The organism is Exiguobacterium sp. N4-1P (assembly GCF_002214325.1).
Map to the genome: position 1 here is coordinate 2,665,680 of NZ_CP022236.1, position 24,102 is coordinate 2,689,781.

General features: G+C 47.7%; 30 protein-coding genes, 12 tRNA genes, 1 rRNA gene, 1 riboswitch and 1 other annotated feature. Of the genes, 9 read left to right on the top strand and 34 right to left on the bottom strand.

Annotated elements, in window-relative coordinates:
• Positions 1-89 precede the first annotated feature (89 nt).
• Both A0126_RS13585 and A0126_RS13590 read left to right on the top strand, forming a co-directional pair.
• On the top strand, positions 90-410 hold the full coding sequence (locus tag A0126_RS13585; RefSeq protein WP_029331888.1) for a winged helix-turn-helix transcriptional regulator: 321 nt from the start codon (positions 90-92) through the stop codon (positions 408-410).
• Positions 411-526: 116 nt separating this feature from the next.
• Positions 527-982 carry a flavodoxin gene (locus A0126_RS13590; protein ID WP_088838045.1) on the top strand — a complete coding sequence of 152 codons (456 nt, stop codon included), beginning with the start codon at positions 527-529 and terminating at the stop codon, positions 980-982.
• A gap of 87 nt (positions 983-1,069) precedes the next feature.
• Here A0126_RS13590 and A0126_RS13595 read toward each other — a convergent pair whose 3' ends face one another.
• Positions 1,070-1,717 carry a TVP38/TMEM64 family protein gene (locus A0126_RS13595; protein ID WP_088838046.1) on the bottom strand — a complete coding sequence of 216 codons (648 nt, stop codon included), beginning with the start codon at positions 1,715-1,717 and terminating at the stop codon, positions 1,070-1,072.
• 160 nt (positions 1,718-1,877) lie between these two features.
• On the opposite strand from A0126_RS13595, the gene A0126_RS13600 reads away from it, so the two are divergent.
• Entirely contained in the window at positions 1,878-2,543 is a 666-nt protein-coding gene (locus tag A0126_RS13600) for a haloacid dehalogenase type II (protein ID WP_088838048.1), read from the top strand.
• A gap of 58 nt (positions 2,544-2,601) precedes the next feature.
• Here A0126_RS13600 and A0126_RS13605 read toward each other — a convergent pair whose 3' ends face one another.
• The 27 genes from A0126_RS13605 to acpS form a co-directional block, all read right to left on the bottom strand.
• The gene (locus A0126_RS13605) at positions 2,602-3,171 is read right to left on the bottom strand and encodes a hypothetical protein (RefSeq protein ID WP_088838050.1); all 570 of its coding nucleotides are present in this window, start codon (positions 3,169-3,171) and stop codon (positions 2,602-2,604) included.
• 28 nt (positions 3,172-3,199) lie between these two features.
• A complete protein-coding gene (tsaD, locus tag A0126_RS13610) occupies positions 3,200-4,207 on the bottom strand; it encodes a tRNA (adenosine(37)-N6)-threonylcarbamoyltransferase complex transferase subunit TsaD (protein WP_088838051.1) in 1,008 nt (335 codons plus the stop codon).
• The gene (gene rimI, locus A0126_RS13615) at positions 4,204-4,662 is read right to left on the bottom strand and encodes a ribosomal protein S18-alanine N-acetyltransferase (protein ID WP_029331901.1); all 459 of its coding nucleotides are present in this window, start codon (positions 4,660-4,662) and stop codon (positions 4,204-4,206) included. Before rimI ends, tsaD begins: the two co-directional genes overlap by 4 nt.
• Positions 4,655-5,308 carry a tRNA (adenosine(37)-N6)-threonylcarbamoyltransferase complex dimerization subunit type 1 TsaB gene (tsaB, locus tag A0126_RS13620; protein ID WP_088838053.1) on the bottom strand — a complete coding sequence of 218 codons (654 nt, stop codon included), beginning with the start codon at positions 5,306-5,308 and terminating at the stop codon, positions 4,655-4,657. Before tsaB ends, rimI begins: the two co-directional genes overlap by 8 nt.
• A complete protein-coding gene (tsaE, locus tag A0126_RS13625) occupies positions 5,305-5,754 on the bottom strand; it encodes a tRNA (adenosine(37)-N6)-threonylcarbamoyltransferase complex ATPase subunit type 1 TsaE (RefSeq protein ID WP_088838055.1) in 450 nt (149 codons plus the stop codon). Before tsaE ends, tsaB begins: the two co-directional genes overlap by 4 nt.
• A gap of 117 nt (positions 5,755-5,871) precedes the next feature.
• Positions 5,872-5,948 (bottom strand) — tRNA-Met (locus tag A0126_RS13630).
• 35 nt (positions 5,949-5,983) lie between these two features.
• Positions 5,984-6,060 (bottom strand) — tRNA-Met (locus A0126_RS13635).
• 282 nt (positions 6,061-6,342) lie between these two features.
• Positions 6,343-6,458: ribosomal RNA gene (gene rrf / locus A0126_RS13640) — 5S ribosomal RNA — on the bottom strand.
• Positions 6,459-6,513: 55 nt separating this feature from the next.
• Positions 6,514-6,810: a sequence feature (most likely nonfunctional fraction of RNA operon), on the bottom strand.
• Positions 6,811-6,984: 174 nt separating this feature from the next.
• A tRNA-Ile gene (locus A0126_RS13645) sits at positions 6,985-7,061 on the bottom strand.
• 19 nt (positions 7,062-7,080) lie between these two features.
• Positions 7,081-7,157, bottom strand: a tRNA-Arg gene (locus A0126_RS13650).
• A 4-nt stretch (positions 7,158-7,161) separates the two neighbouring features.
• Positions 7,162-7,247 (bottom strand) — tRNA-Leu (locus A0126_RS13655).
• A gap of 17 nt (positions 7,248-7,264) precedes the next feature.
• Positions 7,265-7,340: transfer RNA gene (locus tag A0126_RS13660), tRNA-Lys, on the bottom strand.
• Positions 7,341-7,347: 7 nt separating this feature from the next.
• Positions 7,348-7,419 (bottom strand) — tRNA-Gln (locus A0126_RS13665).
• A 4-nt stretch (positions 7,420-7,423) separates the two neighbouring features.
• Positions 7,424-7,499: transfer RNA gene (locus A0126_RS13670), tRNA-Asp, on the bottom strand.
• 33 nt (positions 7,500-7,532) lie between these two features.
• Positions 7,533-7,608, bottom strand: a tRNA-Val gene (locus A0126_RS13675).
• A 4-nt stretch (positions 7,609-7,612) separates the two neighbouring features.
• Positions 7,613-7,687: transfer RNA gene (locus A0126_RS13680), tRNA-Glu, on the bottom strand.
• Between the two features lie 49 nt (positions 7,688-7,736).
• A tRNA-Ser gene (locus A0126_RS13685) sits at positions 7,737-7,828 on the bottom strand.
• Between the two features lie 9 nt (positions 7,829-7,837).
• Positions 7,838-7,912 (bottom strand) — tRNA-Asn (locus tag A0126_RS13690).
• A 149-nt stretch (positions 7,913-8,061) separates the two neighbouring features.
• Positions 8,062-8,502 (bottom strand): SprT family protein, encoded by a 441-nt coding sequence (locus tag A0126_RS13695; protein WP_088838056.1) that lies wholly within the window; start codon positions 8,500-8,502, stop codon positions 8,062-8,064.
• A complete protein-coding gene (locus A0126_RS13700) occupies positions 8,499-10,619 on the bottom strand; it encodes a Tex family protein (RefSeq protein ID WP_088838057.1) in 2,121 nt (706 codons plus the stop codon). The genes A0126_RS13695 and A0126_RS13700 overlap by 4 nt, the downstream gene beginning before the upstream one ends.
• Positions 10,620-10,682: 63 nt before the next feature.
• On the bottom strand, positions 10,683-11,480 hold the full coding sequence (sigB, locus tag A0126_RS13705; protein ID WP_012371666.1) for an RNA polymerase sigma factor SigB: 798 nt from the start codon (positions 11,478-11,480) through the stop codon (positions 10,683-10,685).
• Positions 11,446-11,928, bottom strand: coding sequence for an anti-sigma B factor RsbW (rsbW, locus tag A0126_RS13710; protein ID WP_029331912.1), 483 nt, complete (start codon positions 11,926-11,928; stop codon positions 11,446-11,448). The genes sigB and rsbW overlap by 35 nt, the downstream gene beginning before the upstream one ends.
• A complete protein-coding gene (locus A0126_RS13715) occupies positions 11,925-12,251 on the bottom strand; it encodes an STAS domain-containing protein (RefSeq protein WP_088838058.1) in 327 nt (108 codons plus the stop codon). Before A0126_RS13715 ends, rsbW begins: the two co-directional genes overlap by 4 nt.
• Positions 12,252-12,450: 199 nt before the next feature.
• On the bottom strand, positions 12,451-12,801 hold the full coding sequence (locus A0126_RS13720; RefSeq protein WP_029331914.1) for a type II toxin-antitoxin system PemK/MazF family toxin: 351 nt from the start codon (positions 12,799-12,801) through the stop codon (positions 12,451-12,453).
• A gap of 3 nt (positions 12,802-12,804) precedes the next feature.
• A complete protein-coding gene (locus A0126_RS13725) occupies positions 12,805-13,029 on the bottom strand; it encodes a hypothetical protein (protein ID WP_012371670.1) in 225 nt (74 codons plus the stop codon).
• A gap of 139 nt (positions 13,030-13,168) precedes the next feature.
• Positions 13,169-14,245 carry an alanine racemase gene (gene alr, locus A0126_RS13730; RefSeq protein ID WP_088838060.1) on the bottom strand — a complete coding sequence of 359 codons (1,077 nt, stop codon included), beginning with the start codon at positions 14,243-14,245 and terminating at the stop codon, positions 13,169-13,171.
• Positions 14,223-14,603 carry a holo-ACP synthase gene (gene acpS / locus A0126_RS13735; RefSeq protein ID WP_088838061.1) on the bottom strand — a complete coding sequence of 127 codons (381 nt, stop codon included), beginning with the start codon at positions 14,601-14,603 and terminating at the stop codon, positions 14,223-14,225. The genes alr and acpS overlap by 23 nt, the downstream gene beginning before the upstream one ends.
• A 68-nt stretch (positions 14,604-14,671) precedes the next feature.
• Here acpS and A0126_RS13740 point away from each other — a divergent pair, with 68 nt between their 5' ends.
• Entirely contained in the window at positions 14,672-15,418 is a 747-nt protein-coding gene (locus A0126_RS13740) for a rhomboid family intramembrane serine protease (protein WP_088838063.1), read from the top strand.
• A 66-nt stretch (positions 15,419-15,484) separates the two neighbouring features.
• On the opposite strand, the gene A0126_RS13745 is transcribed toward A0126_RS13740, so the two are convergent.
• The 3 genes from A0126_RS13745 to A0126_RS13755 are packed head-to-tail and all read right to left on the bottom strand — an operon-like array spanning position 15,485 to position 16,534.
• Positions 15,485-15,748 carry a hypothetical protein gene (locus tag A0126_RS13745; RefSeq protein WP_088838065.1) on the bottom strand — a complete coding sequence of 88 codons (264 nt, stop codon included), beginning with the start codon at positions 15,746-15,748 and terminating at the stop codon, positions 15,485-15,487.
• A gap of 23 nt (positions 15,749-15,771) precedes the next feature.
• Complete coding sequence (locus A0126_RS13750; protein ID WP_088838066.1) at positions 15,772-16,269, bottom strand: hypothetical protein; 498 nt, start codon at positions 16,267-16,269, stop codon at positions 15,772-15,774.
• Entirely contained in the window at positions 16,259-16,534 is a 276-nt protein-coding gene (locus tag A0126_RS13755) for a 4a-hydroxytetrahydrobiopterin dehydratase (protein WP_029331924.1), read from the bottom strand. The genes A0126_RS13750 and A0126_RS13755 overlap by 11 nt, the downstream gene beginning before the upstream one ends.
• A gap of 164 nt (positions 16,535-16,698) precedes the next feature.
• Between A0126_RS13755 and A0126_RS13760 the strand changes: the two genes are divergently transcribed.
• The gene (locus tag A0126_RS13760; RefSeq protein ID WP_029331926.1) at positions 16,699-17,232 is read left to right on the top strand and encodes a cysteine hydrolase family protein; all 534 of its coding nucleotides are present in this window, start codon (positions 16,699-16,701) and stop codon (positions 17,230-17,232) included.
• 16 nt (positions 17,233-17,248) lie between these two features.
• On the top strand, positions 17,249-18,700 hold the full coding sequence (locus tag A0126_RS13765; protein WP_088838068.1) for a nicotinate phosphoribosyltransferase: 1,452 nt from the start codon (positions 17,249-17,251) through the stop codon (positions 18,698-18,700).
• Positions 18,701-18,800: 100 nt separating this feature from the next.
• Here the strand turns inward: A0126_RS13765 and A0126_RS13770 are convergent, their stop codons facing one another.
• Positions 18,801-19,130 (bottom strand): hypothetical protein, encoded by a 330-nt coding sequence (locus tag A0126_RS13770; protein ID WP_088838070.1) that lies wholly within the window; start codon positions 19,128-19,130, stop codon positions 18,801-18,803.
• Positions 19,131-19,273: 143 nt separating this feature from the next.
• Here A0126_RS13770 and A0126_RS13775 point away from each other — a divergent pair, with 143 nt between their 5' ends.
• Positions 19,274-19,765 (top strand): YwpF family protein, encoded by a 492-nt coding sequence (locus tag A0126_RS13775; RefSeq protein WP_088838072.1) that lies wholly within the window; start codon positions 19,274-19,276, stop codon positions 19,763-19,765.
• 3 nt (positions 19,766-19,768) lie between these two features.
• Here the strand turns inward: A0126_RS13775 and A0126_RS13780 are convergent, their stop codons facing one another.
• Complete coding sequence (locus tag A0126_RS13780; protein WP_088838073.1) at positions 19,769-20,344, bottom strand: histidine phosphatase family protein; 576 nt, start codon at positions 20,342-20,344, stop codon at positions 19,769-19,771.
• A gap of 46 nt (positions 20,345-20,390) precedes the next feature.
• Entirely contained in the window at positions 20,391-21,350 is a 960-nt protein-coding gene (locus A0126_RS13785) for an alpha/beta hydrolase (RefSeq protein ID WP_088838074.1), read from the bottom strand.
• A gap of 169 nt (positions 21,351-21,519) precedes the next feature.
• Between A0126_RS13785 and A0126_RS13790 the strand changes: the two genes are divergently transcribed.
• Entirely contained in the window at positions 21,520-22,488 is a 969-nt protein-coding gene (locus A0126_RS13790) for a metal ABC transporter solute-binding protein, Zn/Mn family (RefSeq protein WP_088838076.1), read from the top strand.
• A gap of 79 nt (positions 22,489-22,567) precedes the next feature.
• Positions 22,568-22,671, top strand: a riboswitch (SAM riboswitch).
• Between the two features lie 80 nt (positions 22,672-22,751).
• On the top strand, positions 22,752-24,059 hold the full coding sequence (locus A0126_RS13795) for a Na+/H+ antiporter NhaC family protein (RefSeq protein ID WP_088838078.1): 1,308 nt from the start codon (positions 22,752-22,754) through the stop codon (positions 24,057-24,059).
• Positions 24,060-24,102: the final 43 nt, after the last annotated feature.

The window sequence follows — 24,102 nt, forward strand, 5'->3', positions numbered from 1 at the left end:
TTTTCGTTATTTTTATTACTATAAGTAAAATAATTCGTATTTTAGCGTCAAAGTGGGTATACTACATATATAAGAAAGGATGAGCGCTGATGGAGAATACACTAATTCCGACGGCCCTTTGTCCGAAAGTCGAACATGCCTTTGAAATATTGGGCAAGAAGTGGACGGGTTTGATTTTACGTCATCTCTTGACGAAGACCTGTCGTTTCAATGAAATTCAAGATGCGATTCCCGAGCTCTCTGGTCGTATGTTAACGGAACGCATGAAGGAACTTGAGGCGGAAGGTATCGTAGCCCGGACCGTCATTCCGGAACGTCCGATAAAAATTCAATACAGTTTGACAGACAAAGGTCGTCAGCTTGAGCCTGTAATTCGTTCGATCGAAGAATGGGCTGAGTTACAAGATTGACTGAAAAGAAGACATCCATGCTGGGCATGTGGTGTCTTTTTTTATTCTTTTTTGCATTGAGAATCCTTTTCATTTAGAATGAAGTCGTGTCCTACCATGAAAGGATGTGTCACGTCATGAAAATCATGATCGGTTTCGTCAGCATGTCTGGCAACACGGAAGACATCATGCACTTACTTAAATCAGAACTCGAGCAAAACGGCTGCCAGGTGCAGACGGAAGAACTCGATCAACTATATCCAAGCGACTTAGCGCAGTATGATGCCGTCCTGCTTGGTTCTTACACGTGGGGCGACGGTGATCTCCCCTATGAAGCAGAAGACTTCGTCGATGAGCTCGCTGCCAGTTCAATCGCGATTCCGGCTGCTGCCTTTGGTTCCGGTGACCGCGATTATCCGAAATATTGTGCGGCCGTCGATCTGCTTGAACAAGCTCTGACGTCAGCTGGTGCACAAGTCGTCTTACCTGGTCTAAAGATTGAATTTGACCCGGATACGGCCGACAAACAACAGGCTTGCCGGTCATTTGCACAAGAATTTTTCAAGCACGTCGAACAGCTTGTCATGAACTAACGCTTTAACAAAGAACGCATTCAAGAAGCAATCGCTATACAGACAAGAGGACTCTTCCGATGTCGGAAGAGTCCCGTGATGTAATGCTTAACCAAGATTCTTTTTCGCTTTCCAGCGTTTTTGAAGATACCACGGCACGATTGTCAAAATTAAAAAGACAATGATTGCACCAATGATGATTCGTGGGTCTTTCGAGACGATACTGCTCCCTAAAAAGTTATAGGCGAACGTTCCGGGAATGATTCCGATCAGCGTAGCTAAGAAGAACGGCAATAAACGAACTTTCGAGAGTCCAGCTGCGTAACTGATCAAGTCAAAATTAAAAATCGGCAACAACCGAAAAATTAAGACATAGATGAACCCATTTTTTTCGAGCTGTTGCTGGATTTGATCGACTTTTCCGGCACCGTTCTTAATAAATCCCTTACCCAGTTTTTTTGCGACTAAGAAGGCGACGACTGCTCCTAGTGTAGCACCGATGACGGTATAGACCGTCCCCATCAAGGCGCCGAAGGCGAGTCCGCCTGTGATTGACAGGACAGACGCCGGAAAGAAAATCAACGGACGTACGGTATAGAGGACGATATAAAGAATCGGTGCCCACATCCCGAACGATAAAATCCATTCCTTGATGTCTGTCGGACTAACATTTAAATACGATCGACTGAACCAAATCAGACCGATGATGACGAGTAACACGAATGCAAGACGTACTCCTTTTTGTTGGCGTGACATAATTTCCTCCATTTCATTGAGCATATATGAACGCGGTATATATAGAATTCCCAACAATCGATTTTCTTATACCTGATGCAATTTATTGAATATGCGTTTCAGCCGCTCACGATTTTGGGAACTACTAAAAGATAACATGGAAAATAGAAAGGTGATAACTATGACACAATCAATAAAAGCACTCGTCTTTGATGTCTATGGTACATTATTTGACGTTCATGCTGTTAAAGTCAAAGCAGAAGAACTCTATCCGGAGCATGGCGCAGACATCAGCCAAGTCTGGCGTCAAAAACAACTTGAATATTCCTTTTTACGTCAACTGAATGGACAATACGTTCCGTTCAGTCAAGTGACGCGTGATGCACTCCGTTATGCCCTCTTACAATTGAAGTTGCATGTGACGGAAGAAAACATTGCTGCCTTAATGGAGGCCTATCTCGAGCTGTCGCATTACGACGAAGTCGAAGCAGTCTTACAAGAGATGAGCGGCAAACAATTGGCCGTCTTTTCAAACGGCTCCCACGATATGCTTGACCCGTTAATCGAACAGTCCGGACTCGGATCACTGTTTGATCACATCATCAGCGTTGATGACATCAAACAATACAAACCGACGCCTGCTGCTTATATGCATGCGCTGAACACACTCGGTCTGAAACGCGAAGAAGTCTTGTTCATGTCCTCGAACGGATGGGACATCACCGGAGCGAAGAGCTTCGGTTTCCGGACGGCCTGGATCAACCGGTCCGGCTTACCGGTCGAAGAACTGAACCTCGACCCCGACAGCATCTATGACGACTTGAACGGTTTGCTCGAATGGAAATGAAGTTAACTAAAAAGACAGCCGATATTCCTCCGTTACATCGAGGAAAATCGGCTGTCTTTTAGTAATTCGCAAGACGCGAATATCCTTTTTTGAAGAGATCTAGCTTCAGTCCACCGTCTTTTTCGATAAAGAAGAGGTACTCTTTTTGATCTGTATCTTTATAAAAAACTTTATAGAGCGTCAGTGTGCGTTTCTTATTGTTCTCGACTGCGATTACTTCGTGCTTTGAGATGACTTCTGCTTGTACTTGCTCCGCGTCAAGACGGTCGACCATCGGCTGGAAGGATTCCTTTTCCGCATCGGTCGCCGGTTTCCCCGGTGCGATCGTGAAGTAATCGTCACTTGCCTTGTTCGTCAATCCGTACTTCCGGTCGACGAGAACGACATTTTTTAGTTCACCGTTTACCGTCCGGTCAAACGCATACAGCTTCTCGATCCGCGTTTGCTCTCCTTCAGCACGACCGATTTCGTACAACGGTTCTTGTTTCGTATTCGTTTCGACTGCTTTCTTATCCGGGACAAGTTCCTCTTTGTAAGCGACTTGATAGGCATCGACGATTTCGCGAATCTGTAGTCCGATCGCAACCACGACGAGTATACCAAGTACGACGATAATGACTTTTTTCATGTTGGTTCCCCCATGTCTCTCGTATTCCTTACTTTAAATCTAGCCCAGGTTCTGCATTCATGGCAAGTGTCGATTGGCGTTGCGCCCGATAGGGATGAATCGCGGCGGCTCCAATCATCGCTGCGTTATCGCCACATAAGTGCATCGGTGGGATGACGAGGGTGATCCCTTCACGCTGACAAGCTTCCGTCAATCCGTGGCGTAACCCTTTGTTCGCTGCGACACCACCTGCGAGTAAGAGTTGTTTTCCACCCTTCTCTTTGACGGCACGAATCGCTTTAGCGACGAGCACTTCAACGACACTCGCTTGAAAACTTGCTGCCAAATCTTCCGGGATGATCACTTCACCCCGTTGCTCTGCATTATGCACCGCATTGATGACAGACGATTTTAAGCCGCTGAAGCTAAAATCATACGAATCTTTTTCGAGCCAAATCCGTGGAAAGTGGAATGTGTCTTGTCCTGTTTGTGCCAATTGGTCAATCCGGGGTCCACCGGGATACGGTAATTTCAATGTCCGTGCGACTTTGTCGTATGCCTCGCCTGCTGCGTCATCACGTGTTTCACCAATCACTTCATACACACCATCTTCCGGCATATAAATCAATTCCGTATGACCGCCTGAAGCAATCAGGCAGACGAGCGGAAATTCGAGTTCCTGGACGAGGCGGTTCGCATAGATGTGTCCGGCGATATGATGGACGCCGAGCAATGGTTTACCGTGCGCGAAAGCGAGTGCCTTCGCTGCACTGACCCCAACGAGAAGTGCACCGACAAGACCTGGCCCTTCCGTAACCGCAATCGCATCGATGTCGTCAATCGTTACGTTCGCTTCCGTCAAAGCATCATCGATGACATAAGTGATCCGCTCGACGTGATGACGTGATGCGACTTCCGGGACGACTCCGCCAAAGCGTTTATGGCTCTCGATTTGAGACGAGACGACGTTCGATAAGACGTCCGTTCCTCCCCGGACGACGGCAGCTGCCGTCTCATCACAGCTTGATTCAATAGCAAGTATCAATGGTTGTGTCATGTCTCGTCTCCTTCTAGTTCCAACCAGTAGATGGCTGCATCTTCATTATTGTCTTGATAGTAACGTTTGCGTGTTCCGGCATATAAAAAACCGAGTTTTTCATACAAGGTACGTGCCGGTGTATTCGAGACGCGGACTTCAAGCGTCATTGCCCGCAGACCGAGTTCCCGTGCGACTTCAATCAATTCCTCTAGCAACCCTTCACCAAGCCCGAGCCCACGTGCCGTACGTTTCACAGCGACGTTCGTGATATGACCTTCATCCGCGATATGCCAAAGTCCGGCAAAGCCAATGATTTCGTCCGTTTCTGCGACAAGGTAATAGGCATTCGGATTTTGCGTCATTTCCGCGATGAAGGCTGTGAGCGTCCAAGGTGTCGCAAAGGACTCCAGTTCGACCGCATGCACACCGGGTGCATCGGCGACTGTCATTTTACGAATACGCGCGTCAGTCATGACGTTGCGCCTCAATCCACTTCGCTTCTGCCTCGGCAAGGCGTAAATAGCGTGGTTCAAATGCATGCACATCGACCGGGACACGTGTCGCGCCTAGTAAAGCCAATACACCTGCGCGTGGCGTCCGAAACGCAGGCCCAACGATTTCAAACGGTTGCAGCGCTTTAACGAATTTTTCCGTATCACCTGTCATCAACGTATCTGTCGGTAACGTCGCAACAAAGTCAGCGACTGTCGTGTGTTGTTCGTCGCCAACGCGCTCACCGTTTTCGTACATACCAACAAAGCCCGTTCCGCGGCGTGCATCTTGAATCGCGACGACCCGTCCCGTCCGTCCTGTTGATGTTGCCATCAGCTCGAGCGTCGAGACGGCAACCAGTTCGATGCCAAGTGTATAGGCAAGTGTTTTGGCCGTCGTCGCTCCGATTCTCAGTCCCGTATACGAACCCGGACCATCTGCGACGACAATGCGTGTTAATTCTTTAGGTGACCAGTTCGCTTCTTGCATCAATCGTTCGAGTAACGGCATTAACTTCGTTGCATGGTTCAAGGACGTCACATACGATGCTTCCGCAATGATTTGTGTTCCGTCCGACAGCGCAACAGAAAGTTGTTTTGTTGATGTATCGATCGCTACGATTTTCATAAGCTTAATCCCTCACATATCTTAATGTACGCCTCACCGATTGGCTGAAGACGGAAACGTCGTGCATGGTCTCCTGTCCGTTCGATTGTGATGACGAGCCGTTCCGGAGGCAAGACGTCTGCAATCAACTCTGACCACTCAACGACTGCGACCCCGTCGCCGTTCAAGTATTCTTCAAGACCAATGTCGTCACCCGATCCTTCTAGACGGTAGACATCCATATGGTATAACGGCAAACGACCATTATAGACCTTCATGATTGTAAAGGTCGGACTGTTGACATTACGCGTCACACCAAGTCCTTTTGCGAAACCTTGCGTAAACGCTGTTTTTCCCGCTCCAAGATCGCCATCTAATGTAATGACCATCCCCGCGAAGGCACGGTGTCCGAGTGTTACTGCGAGAGCCGTCGTCTCTTCTAGATTTGCCATTTCAAGTTCTATCATCCTGCGTCCCTCCTCTTGTCATCTTTCTCTATTGTATCTATTGTACCGAACAAAAAAGACAAAAAAAAATACGAAACGCTGAACGTTTCGTAGTAAAGTTGAAGTTAAGTTTAAAATTGGTTGCGGGGGCTGGATTTGAACCAACGACCTTTGGGTTATGAGCCCAACGAGCTACCAGACTGCTCCACCCCGCGACGATAAACGTTTCGGATTTGAATTATTTAAAAATTGGTTGCGGGGGCTGGATTTGAACCAACGACCTTTGGGTTATGAGCCCAACGAGCTACCAGACTGCTCCACCCCGCGATGATATAACGTTTCGACAGATATTAATATAACATGTCGTTTCGTAAATTACAAGGAATTCATTAATTTTATTTAAATATTTTCTTGAAATAACTCAGAAAATGCTCTTTTTGCTTTTAATTAAGCAGCTGTCAGCTTGATTCAGCATGTAGACAACATAGTAATCTTTTTTCTTTTTTCCTTCCTATCGACTTTGTCCTAGCAGAAAATAAGTAGCGGATTGCCTGTCTGTTAAAGAGAAAAAAGACCGACCTGCAAGATGCAGATCGGTCCTTTTCAATTGCCTGGCAACGTCCTATCCTCACAGGGGGAAGCCCCCAACTACTTTCGGCGTTCAAGTGCTTAACTTCCGTGTTCGGCATGGGAACGGGTGTGACCACTTGGCTATCGTCACCAGACGACAGGGCTCGCGCCCTCAAAACTGAAGTCATCAACAATCATCTGCTAGAACAAGGCCTCGACCGATTAGTATCACTCAGCTCCGCATGTCACCATGCTTCCACCCGTGACCTATCTACCTCATCGTCTCTGAGGGGTCTTTCTTGATTACTCAAAGGGAAATGCGCCTTTCATCATCGGACCATGCGGTCCGAAGAACTATCCGGTATTAGCTCCGATTTCTCGGAGTTATCCCAATCCTTGAGGCAGGTTCCTTACGTGTTACTCACCCGTCCGCCGCTCATTCCACTCACTTCCCTCCGAAGAGTTCCGCGAGCTTCCTGCGCTCGACTTGCATGTATTAGGCACGCCGCCAGCGTTCGTCCTGAGCCAGGATCAAACTCTCCATAAAGTGTTTGACTTGCTCGTTTTTGTGACTAAAAGTCACGTTGACGAAGCTTGCGCTTCATTCATTGTTTGTATCCGAAGATACGTTTTTGCCTCATCGTTCAGTTTTCAAAGTTCGTCATCGTTTGTTTTGAAAAATGGTGGGCCTAAGTGGACTCGAACCACCGACCTCACGCTTATCAGGCGTGCGCTCTAACCAGCTGAGCTATAGGCCCGTCAAAAGCAAACAAAATATGGTGCACCCTGAGAGATTCGAACTCCCGACCCCTTGATTCGTAGTCAAGTACTCTATCCAGCTGAGCTAAGGGTGCGATATGGTGCGGTCGAGAGGACTTGAACCTCCACAGTGTTGCCACCACTAGGCCCTCAACCTAGCGCGTCTACCATTCCGCCACGACCGCAATATTAAAATTTAAAATGGTGTGTCATGCAGGATTCGAACCTGCGACCCTCTGATTAAAAGTCAGATGCTCTACCAACTGAGCTAATGACACGAGAAAACTGGGCTGGAAGGGATCGAACCTTCGCATGCTGGAATCAAAATCCAGTGCCTTACCACTTGGCCACAGCCCAAAAATGGCGGTCCTGACGGGATTCGAACCCGCGATCTCCTGCGTGACAGGCAGGCATGTTAACCGCTACACCACAGGACCACATTTTTGTTACGTTAAGTATGAAATTGAAAATGGTGGAGGATGACGGGATCGAACCGCCGACCCTCTGCTTGTAAGGCAGATGCTCTCCCAGCTGAGCTAATCCTCCATTATGGTGACCCGTACGGGAATCGAACCCGTGATACCGCCGTGAAAGGGCGGTGTCTTAACCGCTTGACCAACGGGCCATAAAATATGCAATAATTATTCTCAAGTAACATTTTCACATAAGAGGTCTGGCGGAGATGGAGGGATTCGAACCCTCGCACCAGTTTCCCGGCCTACACCCTTAGCAGGGGCGCCCCTTATAGCCACTTGGGTACATCTCCAAAAGATAATGGCTCCGCAAGTAGGATTTGAACCTACGACCTACCGGTTAACAGCCGGTTGCTCTACCACTGAGCTATTGCGGAATGTTGTGTTCGTTTCGGAGCACTTTTATATAGTAGCAACTTTCTTTCTTGCCGTCAATGCTTTTTTAAAAAAGTTTTTAGTGACGATAAGTTGTTTAGTTGCTGTCGTTTTGACGACTTCTATAATTTATCACGCTCCGAAATGAACGTCAACTACTTTTGTAAAAAATCTTTCCACGACACTTCCCACAGCGGTACTTCTCCGGATTCATCTTTCTTTTCCTTCTATATAATGTACCGCATTTATGACATTCGTATTGATGCGATTTTTTTTCGTCTCCGTCTAATCGCGGACTGTACCGTAAGCCACCATACTTCATCAACCAGTCTTTAAAGTCTTGGTCTTGATGACGATGTCCCCGTCCTGCGAGGTGAAGATGATAGTGACAAAGTTCATGAACTACGATGCCACGAAAGGTTTTGGCGTCCGTTACATAGCGTCGATTAAAGTCAAGATGATGATCCGTCAAAAAATAACGGCCACCTGTCGTGCGTAGTCTTTCATTAAAAACGGCCTTGTGTCTAAACGGTAAAGCAAACACGTCGAGCGAAAGCTGCTCGACGTATTGCTGTAATTGTTCGTTCGTCATGATGGACTGACCATCGTTAAACCGATTCTGCCACGTTCCGGTTCGACACTCGTCACCCAGACCGTCACGATTTCTCCGACGGCGATTACGTCGAGCGGGTGTTTGACGCGTCGGTTACTTAACTTCGAGATGTGGACGAGTCCACTTTCCTTTACACCGATGTCGACGAATGCTCCAAAGTCGAGCACGTTCCGGACGGTCCCTTGGAACTCCATTCCGACTTGAATCATGTCCAGTGATAACACATCTTGTCGTAAAATCGGTTTATCCAGTGCCTCCCGCGGATCACGCTCCGGACGCTGCAAGGCTTCAATGATATCCCGGAGCGTCGGTTCACCAATCTCGAGTTGTTCTGCCGTATCCTTCACTGGAAGTTCCGCTAACTTCGTGCGGAGTTCTTCCGTCCCGACGGTCGTCAGCGCTAACTGAAGCTGCTTAAACAGTTGTTCGACAGTTTTATACTGTTCCGGGTGAATCGGTGTCCGGTCCAGCGGATGCGTCCCTTCAGGAATACGAAGGAAACCGGCTGCCTGCTCGTATGCTTTCGCTCCGAGACGCGGCACTTTTAACAGTTCTTTTCGTGAAGCAAATGCCCCGAGTTCGGAACGGCGTTCGACGATTTTTTTCGCTGTCGCCTTCGTGATTCCCGCTACATACCCGAGCAGGGACTCAGACGCCGTATTCACATCGACACCGACTTGGTTAACGACGGTCTCAACGACAAAGTCGAGTGTCTCCTTTAATTTCACTTGTGTCACGTCATGCTGGTACTGACCGACCCCGACTGATTGAGGATCGACTTTAACAAGTTCAGCTAACGGATCTTGAAGACGACGGGCAATCGAGATCGCTGAACGTTGCTCGACTTGGAGGTCCGGGAACTCCGTCCGTGCGATTTCTGAAGCCGAGTAAATACTTGCGCCCGCTTCGTCGACGATCGTAAAAGCGACTTCCGTATGCCCTTTAATCCAGTCCGCTACAAAGGACTCGGTTTCACGGGATGCCGTCCCGTTGCCAATCGCTATCAGCTCGACACCATATTTCTTCACCAGTTCTGATAATTTAGTACGGGCTTCCTTCGCTTTTTGCTCAGACATCGTGACGTAAATAACGCCGACTTCTTTTAATTCACCCGTCGGATCAATGACTGCCCACTTACACCCTGTCCGGTAAGCCGGGTCGAGTCCTAACATGACTTTCCCTTTCATCGGTGGTTGCATATAGAGTTGGCGCAAGTTTTTACCAAAGACTTCAATCGCTTGGTTCTCCGCCTTCTCCGTCAATTCATTTCGGATTTCACGCTCAATTGCCGGGAAAACAGATTTTTTATATCCTGTTTTGACTGCTTCTTCAACAAGCAGGCGCTTTTGTTCGGGCAACCGATTAAAAGGACGAAGTAAGTATGGCAATACTTGCTGCTCGTCTAACACGACTTTCACGGACACGATTTTCAAGGCTTCTGCTCGGTTGATTGCTAAAATCCGGTGCGGTACGATTTGGCGGACCCGCTCGTTGTACTCATAGTACTGGGCAAAGACCTTTTTCTCATCGACGGCATCCTTTTTTTGTTTCGTCACGATTTCTGCCGCACGGTGTGTCACTTGACGAATGTAATCGCGGACAGTTGCTTGTTCGCCCCACTCTTCCGCGATGATTGCTTCTGCACCAGCGACTGCCTCTGCTTCTTCAAGCCCTGCGAACAATTTTTTGAAGCCCGCTTCTTCATAGGGTTTAGGCGAACGGAGCCACTCTGCGAGTGGCGCGAGCCCTGCCTCTCGTGCAATTTCCGCTTTCGTCCGTCGTTTCGGACGGAACGGTAAGTATAGGTCTTCAATCTGTTGTAACGTCGTCGCTTCACGCAACGCTTGATTCAATGCCTCGGTCATCACACCCTGCTCTTCGATTTTCCGAAGGACATCGTCACGTTTAGTTTCGAGTTGCGTGATGCTTTTATGTCGATCGAGGATCGCCTTGATTTCGACTTCGTCGAGCTCACCAGTTTGCTCTTTACGATAACGTGCGATGAATGGAATTGTGCCTCCATCTTCCGTCAACTGTAAGACGGCTTTCACTTGCTGGGGTCGTAAATTCAATTCTGTTGCGATTCTCTTCTCCATTTTTCCTCACCTCCCCCTCATTATACCGAAGAATCGACAGAAAAAAAGACTGACGCCACGGCATCAGTCTTTCGAGAATACTTCATTCGGTTCTACTTTGATCGCTTCTCGTAATTTCTGCAACGCCCGGCGTTGTAAACGCGAAACGTGCATTTGCGAAATACCGAGAAGTTCTCCCGTTTCTTTTTGGCTCATGTTGCGGTAATACGCACATTCAAGAATCGAACGCTCACGGTCTGTCAGTACAGCAAACGCTTTTTCAAGAATCAGCTTTTGGTCGACCGAGTCATAACCATTTTCCTGGTTACCGACTAAATCAAGTAAAGTGACCGTGCTGCCCTCTTGATCTGCTTCAATCGAGCTATCAACGGATAACGCTTGATAACTTTTACCCATTTCGAGTGTTTCGAGCACTTCCTCCTCTGACACTTCAAGACGCGCAGCGATTTCGTCGATTCGCGGTGAACGTTGTAGTTCAGTCGTCAATTCTTCGACAGCTTTCTTAATCTTAGGACCTAGCTCTTTAATTCGACGCGGAACATGGACGCTCCATGTTTTATCGCGAATGAATCGCTTGATTTCGCCGATGATTGTCGGGACAGCGAACGATTCGAAACTTCGCCCAAACTCTTTATCGAAACGACGAAGCGCGGCAAGCAATCCAATCATCCCGACTTGAACGAGATCATCATGAATCGGACGGCCACGTGAGAATTTACGGGCGAGCGCCTCGACGAGATCCGAGTAACGGGCGAGTAGCGCGGCATGGACTTCTTCATCTTGGTCATCTTGTTGATACAGATCAATCAGTCGAAGGACTTCGTCATCACTGTGATGGCGTTGTTGAGACTTTGCTGGCACTTTGACCCACCTCATCTCTATTCATATATTTTGTCATATGGACAGTGACGCCGTTTGCTTTTTCGATCGTGACTTGATCCATCAATGCCTCAATCATCAAGATCCCTAGTCCCCCCTCATGCAGTGAGTCTAGATCGTGCGAATCCGTAATTGGTTCACTTTGGCGTTTGACGCTATCTTTATCAAATGTCACACCGTTGTCTTTGACGATGATTTCAAGACGATCGTCCGGGTAAACGTTACATGTTAAGCCCATTGATCCGTCTTGCTGGTCTTCATAAGCATGTTGAACAGCATTCGCACATGCTTCAGAAACAGCAATTTTGATGTCTTCGATATCATCATACGTATAGCCCATGCGGTTTGCGACACCTGAAACCGTCAAACGCGCGATGGCCACGTATTCAGGTTTTGCAGGTAGCGTCATTTCAAGTTGTTCGTTTTTCATTGCGTACCACCTCGTACACCACTGTCGATTGTAATGATGCTTGAAAGACCTGTAATTTCAAAAAGACGACGAATACGTTCTGAAACACCAACAAGCGTAAACGATGTACCGTTTTTCTTCGATGCTTTAAGCGCTCCGACGAATACACCGAGACCTGTCGAATCCATGTAATGAATTTCATCCAAGTGAACGACGACATCATTTGCTTCTACAGCGGGAACGAGTTCTTGACGAAGTTTTGGTGCCGTATACGTATCAATCTCTCCTACGATATAGAGATGCGTCTGACCATCTAGTTGCTCTGTTCTAATTGTTAAATCCATCTTCAAGTTCCTCCTCAAGGAAATATGCTATATGATTTCTCTCTGTTTCATCAGTTGATTGTAAATAAAGTGGCTCCTTAAAAAAAGTCACTTAAGTATATTTCCCGCATTAAAACACTTCTAAACCTATTTTTAAAAATTTAGTCAAAAAAAGTCGCATACAAATGTATCGACTCTTCTCGTGCTTCTATGTAGGTGCCTAAAAATCAATCAAGCCTAAGCTGATTGCAACGGCACTATTCACTTTCATCATCGTCTCAGGATCCAGGTGTGTCACCTTATCCGTCAGACGGCGCTTATCGATCGTACGGACCTGCTCAAGTAGGATGACCGAATCACGTTCTAATCCGTGTCGCTCTCGATATACTTCCACATGGGTCGGTAGTTTGGCTTTGTCGATCTGTGCCGTGATCGCAGCCACGATAACAGTAGGGCTGAATCGGTTACCAATATCATTTTGTAGGACAAGGACAGGACGTACTCCTCCTTGTTCCGATCCGACCACAGGTGACAAATTTGCATAAAACACGTCGCCACGTTTGACTATCAAAGCTTACACCCCGCTTACTTGACGTAGGAGCGAGAACTCCGCCTCCGTTTCAATCTGGAACATTTCACCAACGATTGATAAATTGATTGCTGCCATTTCTTCGTAACCACGCTTCAATTCCTCACGTAGCTGACGCTTGCGTTCTTCGGTCGTATGGTTCGACTTCATCCCAATCGTCTCCTTCGCTACATTTCGCTCAACAAACTGCTTTTCCCGTTGTTGGACCAAGATAATGGCACCTCCAGATTCACTGAAACCTTAACGAACGACTCACTTTCTACTTCAATATATCAGTCGAATTCAGAAAATACAATCAAAATTCAAAGAAATAACATTTTTTTGCCATCATATTGATGGTTTTTTAAATTTATTTTCGCGGCACACGTTTTGAAAATTGACAAAGAACTTCATAGTTAATCGTCCCTAACCAGTGGGCTGCTTCATCAATCGGCGCGCCCGTTCCAATTAACGTCACTTCTGTGCCGACAGGGTATTCCTGCGGTAAACGAATCATTAACCGGTCCATACAGACACGACCGACGATTTCACACGATTGACCATCTACGATGAGTGAGTACCCTTGAAAACGTCGCGACCACCCATCGGCGTAGCCGATCGGGACGGTCCCGATCCATTCGTCCGTCGGTGCCGTGTACGTCGCCCCATAACTGATCGTCTGTCCGGGTTCGACGCACTTGACTTGCATCAGCTGACTCTTCAACGAAAATGCCGGCTGAAGGAAATCATAATATGGAATCATCTCGTCAGACGGCATCGCGCCGTAAAGGGCAATCCCGATGCGGACGATATTAAACGGGTCATCCTGACCTGCGAGTCGAATCGCAGCAGCAGAATTCGCAGCATGGATATATCGCACGTGCGGTACGCGTTCGACGAAGCCGAGAAACGTCGTCCGTTGCTGTTCGAACAGACGGCTCGACAGTTCGTCCGCTGTCGCGAAATGTGTATAAATTCCTTCGAGCTCAAGCAAATCAGAATCGAGCTCCATTAAAAGTTCATCCAGTTCTTGCATCGTTTGCAGACCGAGCCGTCCCATCCCACTATCGACCTTAATATGAATCCGAAGCGAATCGATTTCCGTCAGATGTTGTTTTGCTTGCCGTAACCACTCGGCTGAAAATACAGGAACCGCCACATCATAATTCGAAGCGACGGAGACATGCTCCGGCAATAACGTCTCGAGCATGAGAATCGGTGCTTGGATACCTGCTTCGCGCAGCTCGATTGCTTCTTCAAGAAGAGCGACGCCAAGTAAGTCAGCCCCGTTTTCCAATGCAATTTCTGCCACAGTGATCGCACCGTGCCCGTAGCCATCCGCTTTGACGACGGCCATCATCGATTGGTCGCCGATTCTTGCCTTTATCTCGCGTACATTGTGTGCAATCGCAGCACGATCAATTTCAATCCACGTCGGTCGGTACATCGCCATCCCTCTTTTCTAATAAGACTTGTGCTGCCGCATAATGATCCGAATGCGTAATCGATACATGAATCATACCGTCAAACGGCCCCGTCATGATAGGGCGACCTGATGTTTCATTTAGTACTTCAAGATCGCGCCAAGACACTTCTCGCCCAATCCCCGTGCCGAGTGCTTTGACAAACGCTTCTTTTGCAGCGAACCGTCCCGCGAGATATTCAAGTCGGCGTCCGTTCGCCAATGTTTCATACCGCGCTTGTTCACGATCCGTCAAAATACGTGTCAGCATCCGGGGTTGACGTTCGAGTGTCAGACGAACGCGTTCTAATTCAATCAAGTCAAGACCGATACCATAAATCATTCCCTACGCCTCCACAGTTCTATTCTTCGTCCACTTCATATAGAATGAAAGTGAAGCGAGGTGTTGTCATGTTTAGTCGAACGGAAAATCTACAAACGTTCACACGTTCTTATCCGGTCGTTTCGTTGTTCATTTTAATCCAAGTCGCTCTGTTTGTCATCGAGCAGTTGAATCAGTTACTCGGCTTTGGTTTCTCTCCACTCAGTTATGGTTCAGCGATTAATTTATTCATCGCGAATGGCGAATGGTGGCGTGTCGTCACGGCGACATTTTTACACTACGATTTTTGGCACATTGCCTTTAATACGTTTGCGTTGATTATTTTCGCTCCTGCGCTCGAGCGGATGATCGGGCATGTGAAATTTGCCATCTTTTACTTGCTTGTCGGAACGCTCGCTAACGTGTTGACGTATATCACGTTGAGCGATAACTTATTTTATGGACAGGCGGGAGCATCTGGAGCCATCTTAGGTTTGCTTGGCTTTTACGTTTATCTCGGTCGTTTTCGTCGGACGATCATTTCTGTCGAAGATGCACGACTCGTCTACATCTTTAGTGCCATCACGGCCGTCTTTACACTGATCGGCTCGAACGTTTCCGTCTTCGGTCACTTGTATGGTTTCCTCCTCGGATTCCTAGCTGGATTCATCTTCGGAAAAAGCGCTGTTCCGTTCACACGTCCGTTTAATACGGGTCAACGGGCGACGTTCGGTGGTCATGTCGTTCACTCGACAGGATCCGGTCAAACGGGACGCATCGTGTTTTATGTCATCGTTGCCTTTGCCGTTTTCGGTCTACTCGCGCGATTCATCTAATCTACAAAAAAGCGCCTTGTCTGATTCCGTACTACGGAAAACAGACTCGGCGCTTTTTTCTTATTCTTACTTCCGGAAAGATTCCGCAAGATCCTTCACATCGTCAATCAGATTATGAATGGTTTCTTGATTATCTGTGTAGAGGGCACGAATTTCTTCAAAACGTCCTTTTGGATCTTGTTTGACTGCCGAAAGTTGTGTGCCGGCTCCGCCAAACGCACGCTTCGTCGCTTCGATTTGTGCTTGGCGCGTATCTTTATGAAGTAATGAGAGTGTTGCTCCGATTAGTGCGCCACCTACTGTTGCGAGTACAAAATAATTCTTTTTCATCTGGTTCTTCCCCCTGTGTCATTTTAATGTAATGGTGGTACAAGTTGATAACGTTTCATAATTGGAGAAGGCGCAAACGACTTCCCTGCCTCTTCAGCATACTGATCAACCGTCAAGCGTTCAACTGATTTTGCGTAACGTGACGCATCTCCTTCGTCCTTGAATTGAATCAATAACACGAGATCCGTCGCCCGTTCGACGCGGGCAATCCGTAAGGCTTGAAAACTGCCATATTCTGCCCCGAGTACTTTCGGGTCCGACATGACCTGATGGATGAAAAGATCGCCGCTATTTTGATCTGCCGGAATCGACCAGTAAAAAATCGTCCCCTTCTCATCAAAATTACCACGCGTTTCGAGGAGTGTATAGCTGTTCCCGCTTTGAAACGGTGACTTTCCGTCCGTTTCAATCCAGAGTAATGCTTCTCCGTTTCCACCCGCTGCCCGAATTTGAGCATCACGCGAGCGAATTTGGTCGACAAAGTTACCGCTACCGAATGTAATGAATAGTTTAGATGGCATCACAGGCCTCCGCGAGTTCGAAGTCTTTCCCAGTCAACCCGCCGGCATCATGTGTCGTCACGGCGAGCGTCACCTGTTTATAATCAATCATGATCCGCGGGTGATGATTCAAGTGTTCTGCTAAAGAACCGACCTCTTGAACAAAATCAAGTGCCGCCGGAAAAGAATCCAATGTGTAGATGCGTACGATTTCGTCATCGACGACGCTCCAGTCATTCAGACCTTCTAAACGTTCTTCTACCTCATACTCATTCAACCGTTCCATTCCATTCTCCTCCTCTACTATCGTTTTCGTCCTATACCTTATACCCTACTTTCCTTACTTCTTATACCTCTACTCGTTCGATTTCTTCCTTTTGCCTTCGAAGTGAGATAGAGTACAATGTGAAAGAGAACACTATATCCCATTCAGGAAAGGGGCTATCGCTCATGCGCGCTCTTATCGTTATTGATTATACGTTTGATTTCGTCGCCGATGAAGGTAAGCTGACTTGCGGTAAACCGGGTCAACTCATCGAAGGACGCATCGCATCGCTCATGGATGAATTTTCGACGAACGATTATGTCGTCATTGCAAACGACCTTCATGAAGAAGGCGACACATTCCATCCGGAAACCGTCCTCTTCCCGCCTCATAATATTCGGGGAACACACGGACGGGACTTATTCGGACAGGTCGCAGAGATGGCACGTGTTGCGGATCATGTCATCGACAAGACGCGCTATAGCGCCTTTGCTGGGACGGACCTAGATTTACGTCTTCGTGAACGGCATATCACAGAAGTTCACCTCGTCGGCGTTTGTACAGACATCTGCATCTTGCACACTGCTGTCGACGCGTACAATCTCGGCTATAAAATCGTCGTCCATGCTGACGCCGTCGCCAGCTTCAATGCGGCCGGCCACGACTGGGCACTCACACACTTTAAACAATCGATCGGCGCAGAAGTCGTCGGCGAATAAGAAGGGATCTGTCTTCATGTTACAACGTAATCTTGCACTTCATACTGACCTCTATCTTCCGAGATGGATGTATATCTACTGGAAGGAAGGGCGCCATAATGAACGTGCTGTTTTTGACGTCTATTACCGCAGCAATCCATTCGAAGGTGGTTATGTCGTCTTCGCCGGTCTTGAAAATATCATCGAATATATCCAGACACTCCACTTCACAGAAGAAGACATTACGTATCTTCAAACGATGATCGGGTTCCCGGATGAATTCAAGGATGAGTTACGTAACTTTAAATTCAATGGCTCCCTCTCGAGTGTCAAAGAAGGCGAAATCGTCTTCCCGAACGAACCATTAGTCCGGATTGAAGCACGGATTTTTGAGGCGAAGTTACTGCAAACGGCCATCTTGAACATCGCCAATCACGAATCGTTGATTGCGACAAAATACGCACGGATTCGGCAGTCGGCACCAGGCGCGAAATTCCTCGAAGCCGGTTCACGCCGCGCCCAAGGAATCGATGCTGCTTACTTCGGAACACGTGCCTCTTATTTAGCCGGGTTCGACGTGACAAGCCTCGCGTCGGCCGGCCGCGACTTTGGTATCCCATGTGGTGGAACGATGGAGCATGCAGATATCCAGTTTCATGATGATGAGTTGACGGCTTTCCGGACGTTCGCATCGCATTATCCGGATCAGGCGACACTGCTCGTCGATACGTACGATACGCTTAAAAGCGGACTCCCGAACGCGATCACGGTCGCAAAAGAACTCGCAGCAGACGGACATAAGTTACGCGGGATTCGAATCGATTCCGGCGACTTATCCTACCTATCAAAACGCGCCCGGAAGATGCTTGATGAAGCCGGCTTACTCGACGTCGAAATTGTCCTGTCTGGTGATTTAGACGAATATGTCATTCAAGACCTTCGCATCCAAGGGGCACAGGCAAACACCTTCCTCGTCGGAACACGCGGCATCACGGCGTACGAACAACCGGCGCTCGGCATGGTCTATAAACTCGTCGCCCGCGAAATTGACGGCGAACTTGCACCCGTCATCAAAGTTTCGTCTTCAAAAGCGAAGACGACGACACCGCATATCAAGGAGGCGTACCGCATCGTCGACCCGGAAACGAACAAGTTCAAAGGCGACTACATCACGTTACTCGATGAAGATCCGAGTCAACTCGACTTCGTCGATTTGATTGACGTCCGTGACCCGTCGTTCCGGAACCGGATTGAAAACTTTAAGGTTGAACGGTTACTTGCACCGATCTTTAAGGACGGTGAACTCGTGTATACCGTTCCGACGATTGAAGAAAGTCGTCAGTTCCACGAACAGCAAATCGGACGCCTGTGGGAAGAGTACAAACGTCTACGTCTACCTGAAATCTATGCCGTCACGTTCAGCGACCGTCTCTGGAAACTGAAACTCGACATGATTCGGAAAACACGCCTCGCAAGTGGTGTAAAATAACAAAATCAAGCAGCCTCAAGAATCAAGCTTCTTGACGGACGTCTTGAAAGGCTACCTTTTCATCTCCCTCTCATTTTTCTATACGCTAAAAACAGCCCCTTCAACTGAAGTGGGCTGTTTCGTTTGGGTGAGCAGTCATTTTGGCTGTCGCTTGTTCCATTTGTTGACGAAAGTACCACGCAAAACCAAGCGCACCTCCGATGAAGACGATATAGGTAATCCGTTGACCGAACTCAGCAAGAGAATCGGCGTAAAAGATACTAATTAAATGATCACTTCCACTGATAAGAAGCAAACAGGCGATCAGGAGCGCTATGCGGTACGCAAGCGTCGGGCGATCTTTTGGCTCAGCATGCCAATACATGATGATGTGATGGGCAAGTAAGATAATCCCCACGATTCCTAATATTCCTATAAGTGCTTGCGGCATAATAAACGGTCCTCCTGTTTCTGATTTCTAGTTCCATTTAAACATAGTTCGACTCGAAGACGTTACGAAAAGTTTCGCGCAGGCGACAGACTCACGTTATACTGAAGAAAATCACGTACGAACAACAAAAGGAGGAGTTCTTTTTGAAAACCTTTAAATTGTGTACATTACGTATTCTCATGGATGAATCAGGGCGAGATACGACAATCCCCGTTCAGATTAAAGATGGGCTGACGGTGAGTACCGACCAAACCGCCCAGTGGGTCGCTGAAATCGTCGTCACCGACACCGATCAACCGATTTTGAAAGAACTGTTCGAGAAAAAGCTGCGCGCTTTGATTGAAATCACGATTTCACGGCCGGACAATGACCCCGCCGCCATGATCGTCACGCCTTATGAAAGTACGCAATTGAGCGAAGGCGTCTCTTATCTCTTTACCGGTAAGATGGTCATGATGAAAAATGATTTATCCGAATCGATTTTGCGTGAAGTCGTCGAAGACAACTTTACTGGCGAAGAGCTGATTCAAGAATATAAAGACCGACGCTCTAAACGTGGTGCTCATATCACGAGCATCGCGAAAGAAACGTTTAAACAGTACTTACAAGAACATCCGGCAACCGTCGAAGGATGATGTTCAAATTGTGATATGGTCCGCTACATTAATCCGCTCAATCTCATAACGGTCGGAAAAACGAATGTAATTCGCACATGCATTTTTTAACGGCGTCCGGTAACTGAATGTCTCATCAATCGAGGAGAGTGCCGCTTTAATCGTATGCGAATGGCAGACGACTAAGAGGCGTTTTCCTCGATATTTTTCTGTCAGTTCTTCAACCGCACTGAAGACACGCTGTTGAATTTCCGCTTCCGTTTCAAGCCCCGGGACGCGCTCTGCATCATTTGCCTGCACTGCTTCGTAAATTCCGGCGACCGGTTCACCGGAAGCCGTTCCAAATTCGCGCTCGACAAGCCGTTCATCCGTTTCCGTCAAGCTTAGACCGATCGATTGACCAATGATTTCAGCAGTTTCGACAGCTCGCGATAGCGGACTTGAAATCAAGACGTCCCACTGTTCTTCTGCCAGGTAGGCAGCACTGAGAGCCGCCTGTTTTCTACCGGTCTCGTTAAGCGGTATATCTTCACGTCCTTGAATCCGCTCGTTTAAGTTCCAGTCCGTTTGACCGTGTCGTACTAAACAAATTTCCGTCATATTGCAGTCTCCTTCTAAAGAAATATGACTGATTGTATCATGTTTCCTAATGAAGCGCCTCTCGTTTCGGTAAGACAAGCACTTGACAACTGAAGGCTTCGATTCGTTCGAGCAAACGTTCAATTTTGAGTGGATTTTCAGTTTGGGCAAAGCTCGCCAGCGAATGTGTGCCATTCGGGAAAGAGAATAATCGAACATCCGCCCCGACATCCGCCCCCTTCTCAACAAAGTGGAGTGCTTGAGCAAACGGGACAATCGGATCCTTTTTTCCGTGCAGCAACATGATCGGCGGCGAGTCGGAACTTAAATGTGTCGCCGGGGAGACACGCATCATCAACTGTCGCCATTCTTCACGTCCACCCCCATAAAACTTGATATGGGCAATCCAGGTTTGAATGAATTTAAACAACAGAAAATTCGTCGGCGGATACAAGGCGATGACTCCACTGATTAAAGGAAGATGCGCCTCCGCCTGTTCGCCGATAAATTCAGTCGGGGCAAGCGCCGTCGTCAACATTAGGGCTCCACCTGCTGAATCACCCCATAAAAGCATGCGACCGCGCGCGATGCGTAATTCATCCGCTTGTTGATTTAAAAAACATAAGGCATCTCGAACATCTTCCAGGTTGTCCGGAAAGTAGCTGCCATCCTCAAATAAACGATAGTCGATGCTGCAAACGGCAATCCCGAGTTCTAAAAACCGGTCGATGATTGGAGCAAAACTAAACACATCATCACGGTTTCCACGAACGAATGCGCCGCCATGAGCATAAATCGCGACCGGAAACGGCCCTTCTCCCGGTGGATAATAGATATCTAACGTCAAGTCCTGCTGATTGACCGTCTTGTATAAAAGATTTCGTGGTGCTAATTGCTTTTCGGTAAGCGGCAAGACCGGCTCCGTCCATCTGAGTAAGGCTCCATAATTATTCCAAATACTCGCACCAGCAGCAGCCGTCGTCAAAATAGCGGCGCCACCCATCAACCATGCTGTTTCACGTTTCACCTCATCACCTCCAAGGCTCATTCCGATTTCACTTCTACTCTTCTCTTACCCGATTTATTTTGAACTAGAACTTCACAACATTCCGACTTGACGCTTTAATTTCCGTCGGATATAGTTAGAAAGTCCAAATCGGAACAATTACGTTTTAATTATCTTGGAGGGTTCATATATGAAAAAAATCATTCCAGCGTTAACCATCGCGACAGTAACTGCCAGTCTGCTCGCCGCATGCGGCTCATCGACTTCAAATTCAGACGAAGACGGTAAATTGCAAATTTATACGTCGACGTTCGCCACGGCAGCCATCGCCAAAGAAATCGGCGGAAAGGACGTCCAGGTCGAATTAATCGTTCCCCCTGGCGCCGACCCGCATTCGTATGAGCCGACTCCGAAGCAACTGACGACGATTGCGAAAGGCGATCTATTTTTACTTACCGGCACAACCCTTGAGCCGTACTCTGAAAAGATTAAGGAAAGTTTAGCCGGTAATTCCATTCGTTTTGTCGAGACAAGTAAAAATATCGACTTACTCGAAGCTTCCGCTTCGCTTCATACGCACGAAGAAGACGCACACGATGACCATGATGATCACGAGGCTGAAGAAGAGTCGCACGATCATGGACAATACGATCCGCATGTTTGGCTCGACCCGAACAACGCCAAGAAAATGGCTGACTCGATTACGACCGCGTTAGCAAAGGAAGCACCTGACCGGAAGGAAACGTTTGATAAAAACCTCGCACTCTTTAACAAACAAGCAGATGAACTCGACCAAAATTTACAAAAAGCTGTTGACTCCGGTTCGAAAAAGGAGCTTCTCGTCACGCATGCCGCATACGGGTACTTGGCGGAACGTTACGGTTTCACGCAACTGCCGATTGCCGGTATTTCACCGTCTGACGAACCGTCCCAAAAACAGCTGGCTGCCATCGTCAAGGAAGCAGAGATGCATGACTTAAACTATATCGCCTTCGAAGAGACGGTGTCGCCAAAGGTCGCCCGTGTCATCCAAAAAGAAATCGGTGCCGAATCGATTACGATTCATAACCTCGAGTCCGTCGCAAAAGATCAACAAGATCAATCGTACTTTGATTTGATGAACGAAAACGTGACGACGCTCAAACAAGCACTGCAGTAAGGTACAGTTGACAAGCATTAAAAGATACGTTAGGGTAATAAACGTGTTTTAAACAACGACTAAACAACTAAATGACTTCTTTTTATCGCGAGAAACGGAGGGACTGGCCCAATGATGTTTCGGCAGCGGACGATTGATTCGTACTGTGCCAAATCCAGCAAGCTATGGCTTGAGAGATAAGAAGAGCGTCTTTTTCAGTAAAGACCTCCTTCTTTCTTGCGAAGGGGTCTTTTTTTGTATGCTGAAGAAATGGAGTGATTCACATGAACGAAACGGTTACGCCGAACAAATGGGCGTTGTTCCCCTTGTTCGTTTTCCTTGTATTATTCATCGGTGCAGGAATCTTCTATAACGACTTTTACAAATTCCCCATCTTGATTGCAGCTTTAATCGCCTTGATTTTTGCTGCTGCGACATCTAAGGGAGACATCAACCAGACCGTCGAGCGGATTGCCCGCGGTGCCGGAAATCCGGACATCATGATCATGGTCTTCATCTTTTTACTCGCTGGCACATTTTCTGGAACAGCGAATGCAATCGGAGCCATTGATGCGACCGTCAACGCTGCACTCAGTTTCCTACCCCAGTCTCTTTTAATGAGTGGATTGTTCATCATTGCCGCTTTCATCTCGATGGCGATGGGAACTTCGACCGGCACAATCGCTGCCCTTGCACCGATCGCACTCGGGATTCATGACGCGACGGGTGTCAATGTCGCACTCGCCGCTGCTGCCGTCGTCGGTGGAGCAATGTTCGGTGATAACTTATCGTTTATCTCAGATACGACAATCGCCGCTGTCCGGACACAAAAAACGAACATGCGTGATAAATTCAGAACGAACTTTTTAATCGTCTTGCCTGCTGCCGTCATCACTGTCATCTTACTCGCTTTCGTGTCAGGTTCCGGAGATGTCGTCGAAGCGAAAGCATTTGAATTTTATAAGCTGATTCCGTATCTTTCCGTCATCGTGTTCGCACTCTTTGGTGTCAACGTCATTCTCGTCTTACTCGGCGGGACGTTATTGACAGGCATCATCGGAATGATCGACGGTAGTTTCGGAGTAAGTGGATTTGTCCTCGCGATGTCTGACGGATTGATGGGGATGGCAGAAATCTCAATCTTAACGTTGCTGATGGGTGGACTCGTCAGCCTGATCACCTATAACGGTGGAATTGCTTATCTCAAAGAAACGCTGACACGAAAGATTTCGAAACGCCGGGGAGCTGAGTTCAGTATGGCTGCCCTCGTCAGTGCAACGAATCTCGCAACAGCAAATAATACGATTTCGATTCTTGTCGCCGGTCCGCTCGCTGCTGAAATCGCGGATACGTATGACATCGACCGGAAGAAGTCAGCCAGTATCCTCGACCTCTTTTCCTGTGGTGTTCAAGGAATCATCCCGTACGGAGCGCAACTTTTGATTGCCGCTGAATTGACGAAAACGGCGTCACCCGAACTGATTCCTTATTTGTTCTATCCATTTTTACTGTTCGTTTGTGGATCACTGGCAATCTTCTTCGGCTTCCCACGCCGGAAGAGTGATGCCGCACAGAAAAACAACATGTCGTAAAACAAACACCCCCCGTCGCTTCGTCTGCGACGGGGGGTTCACT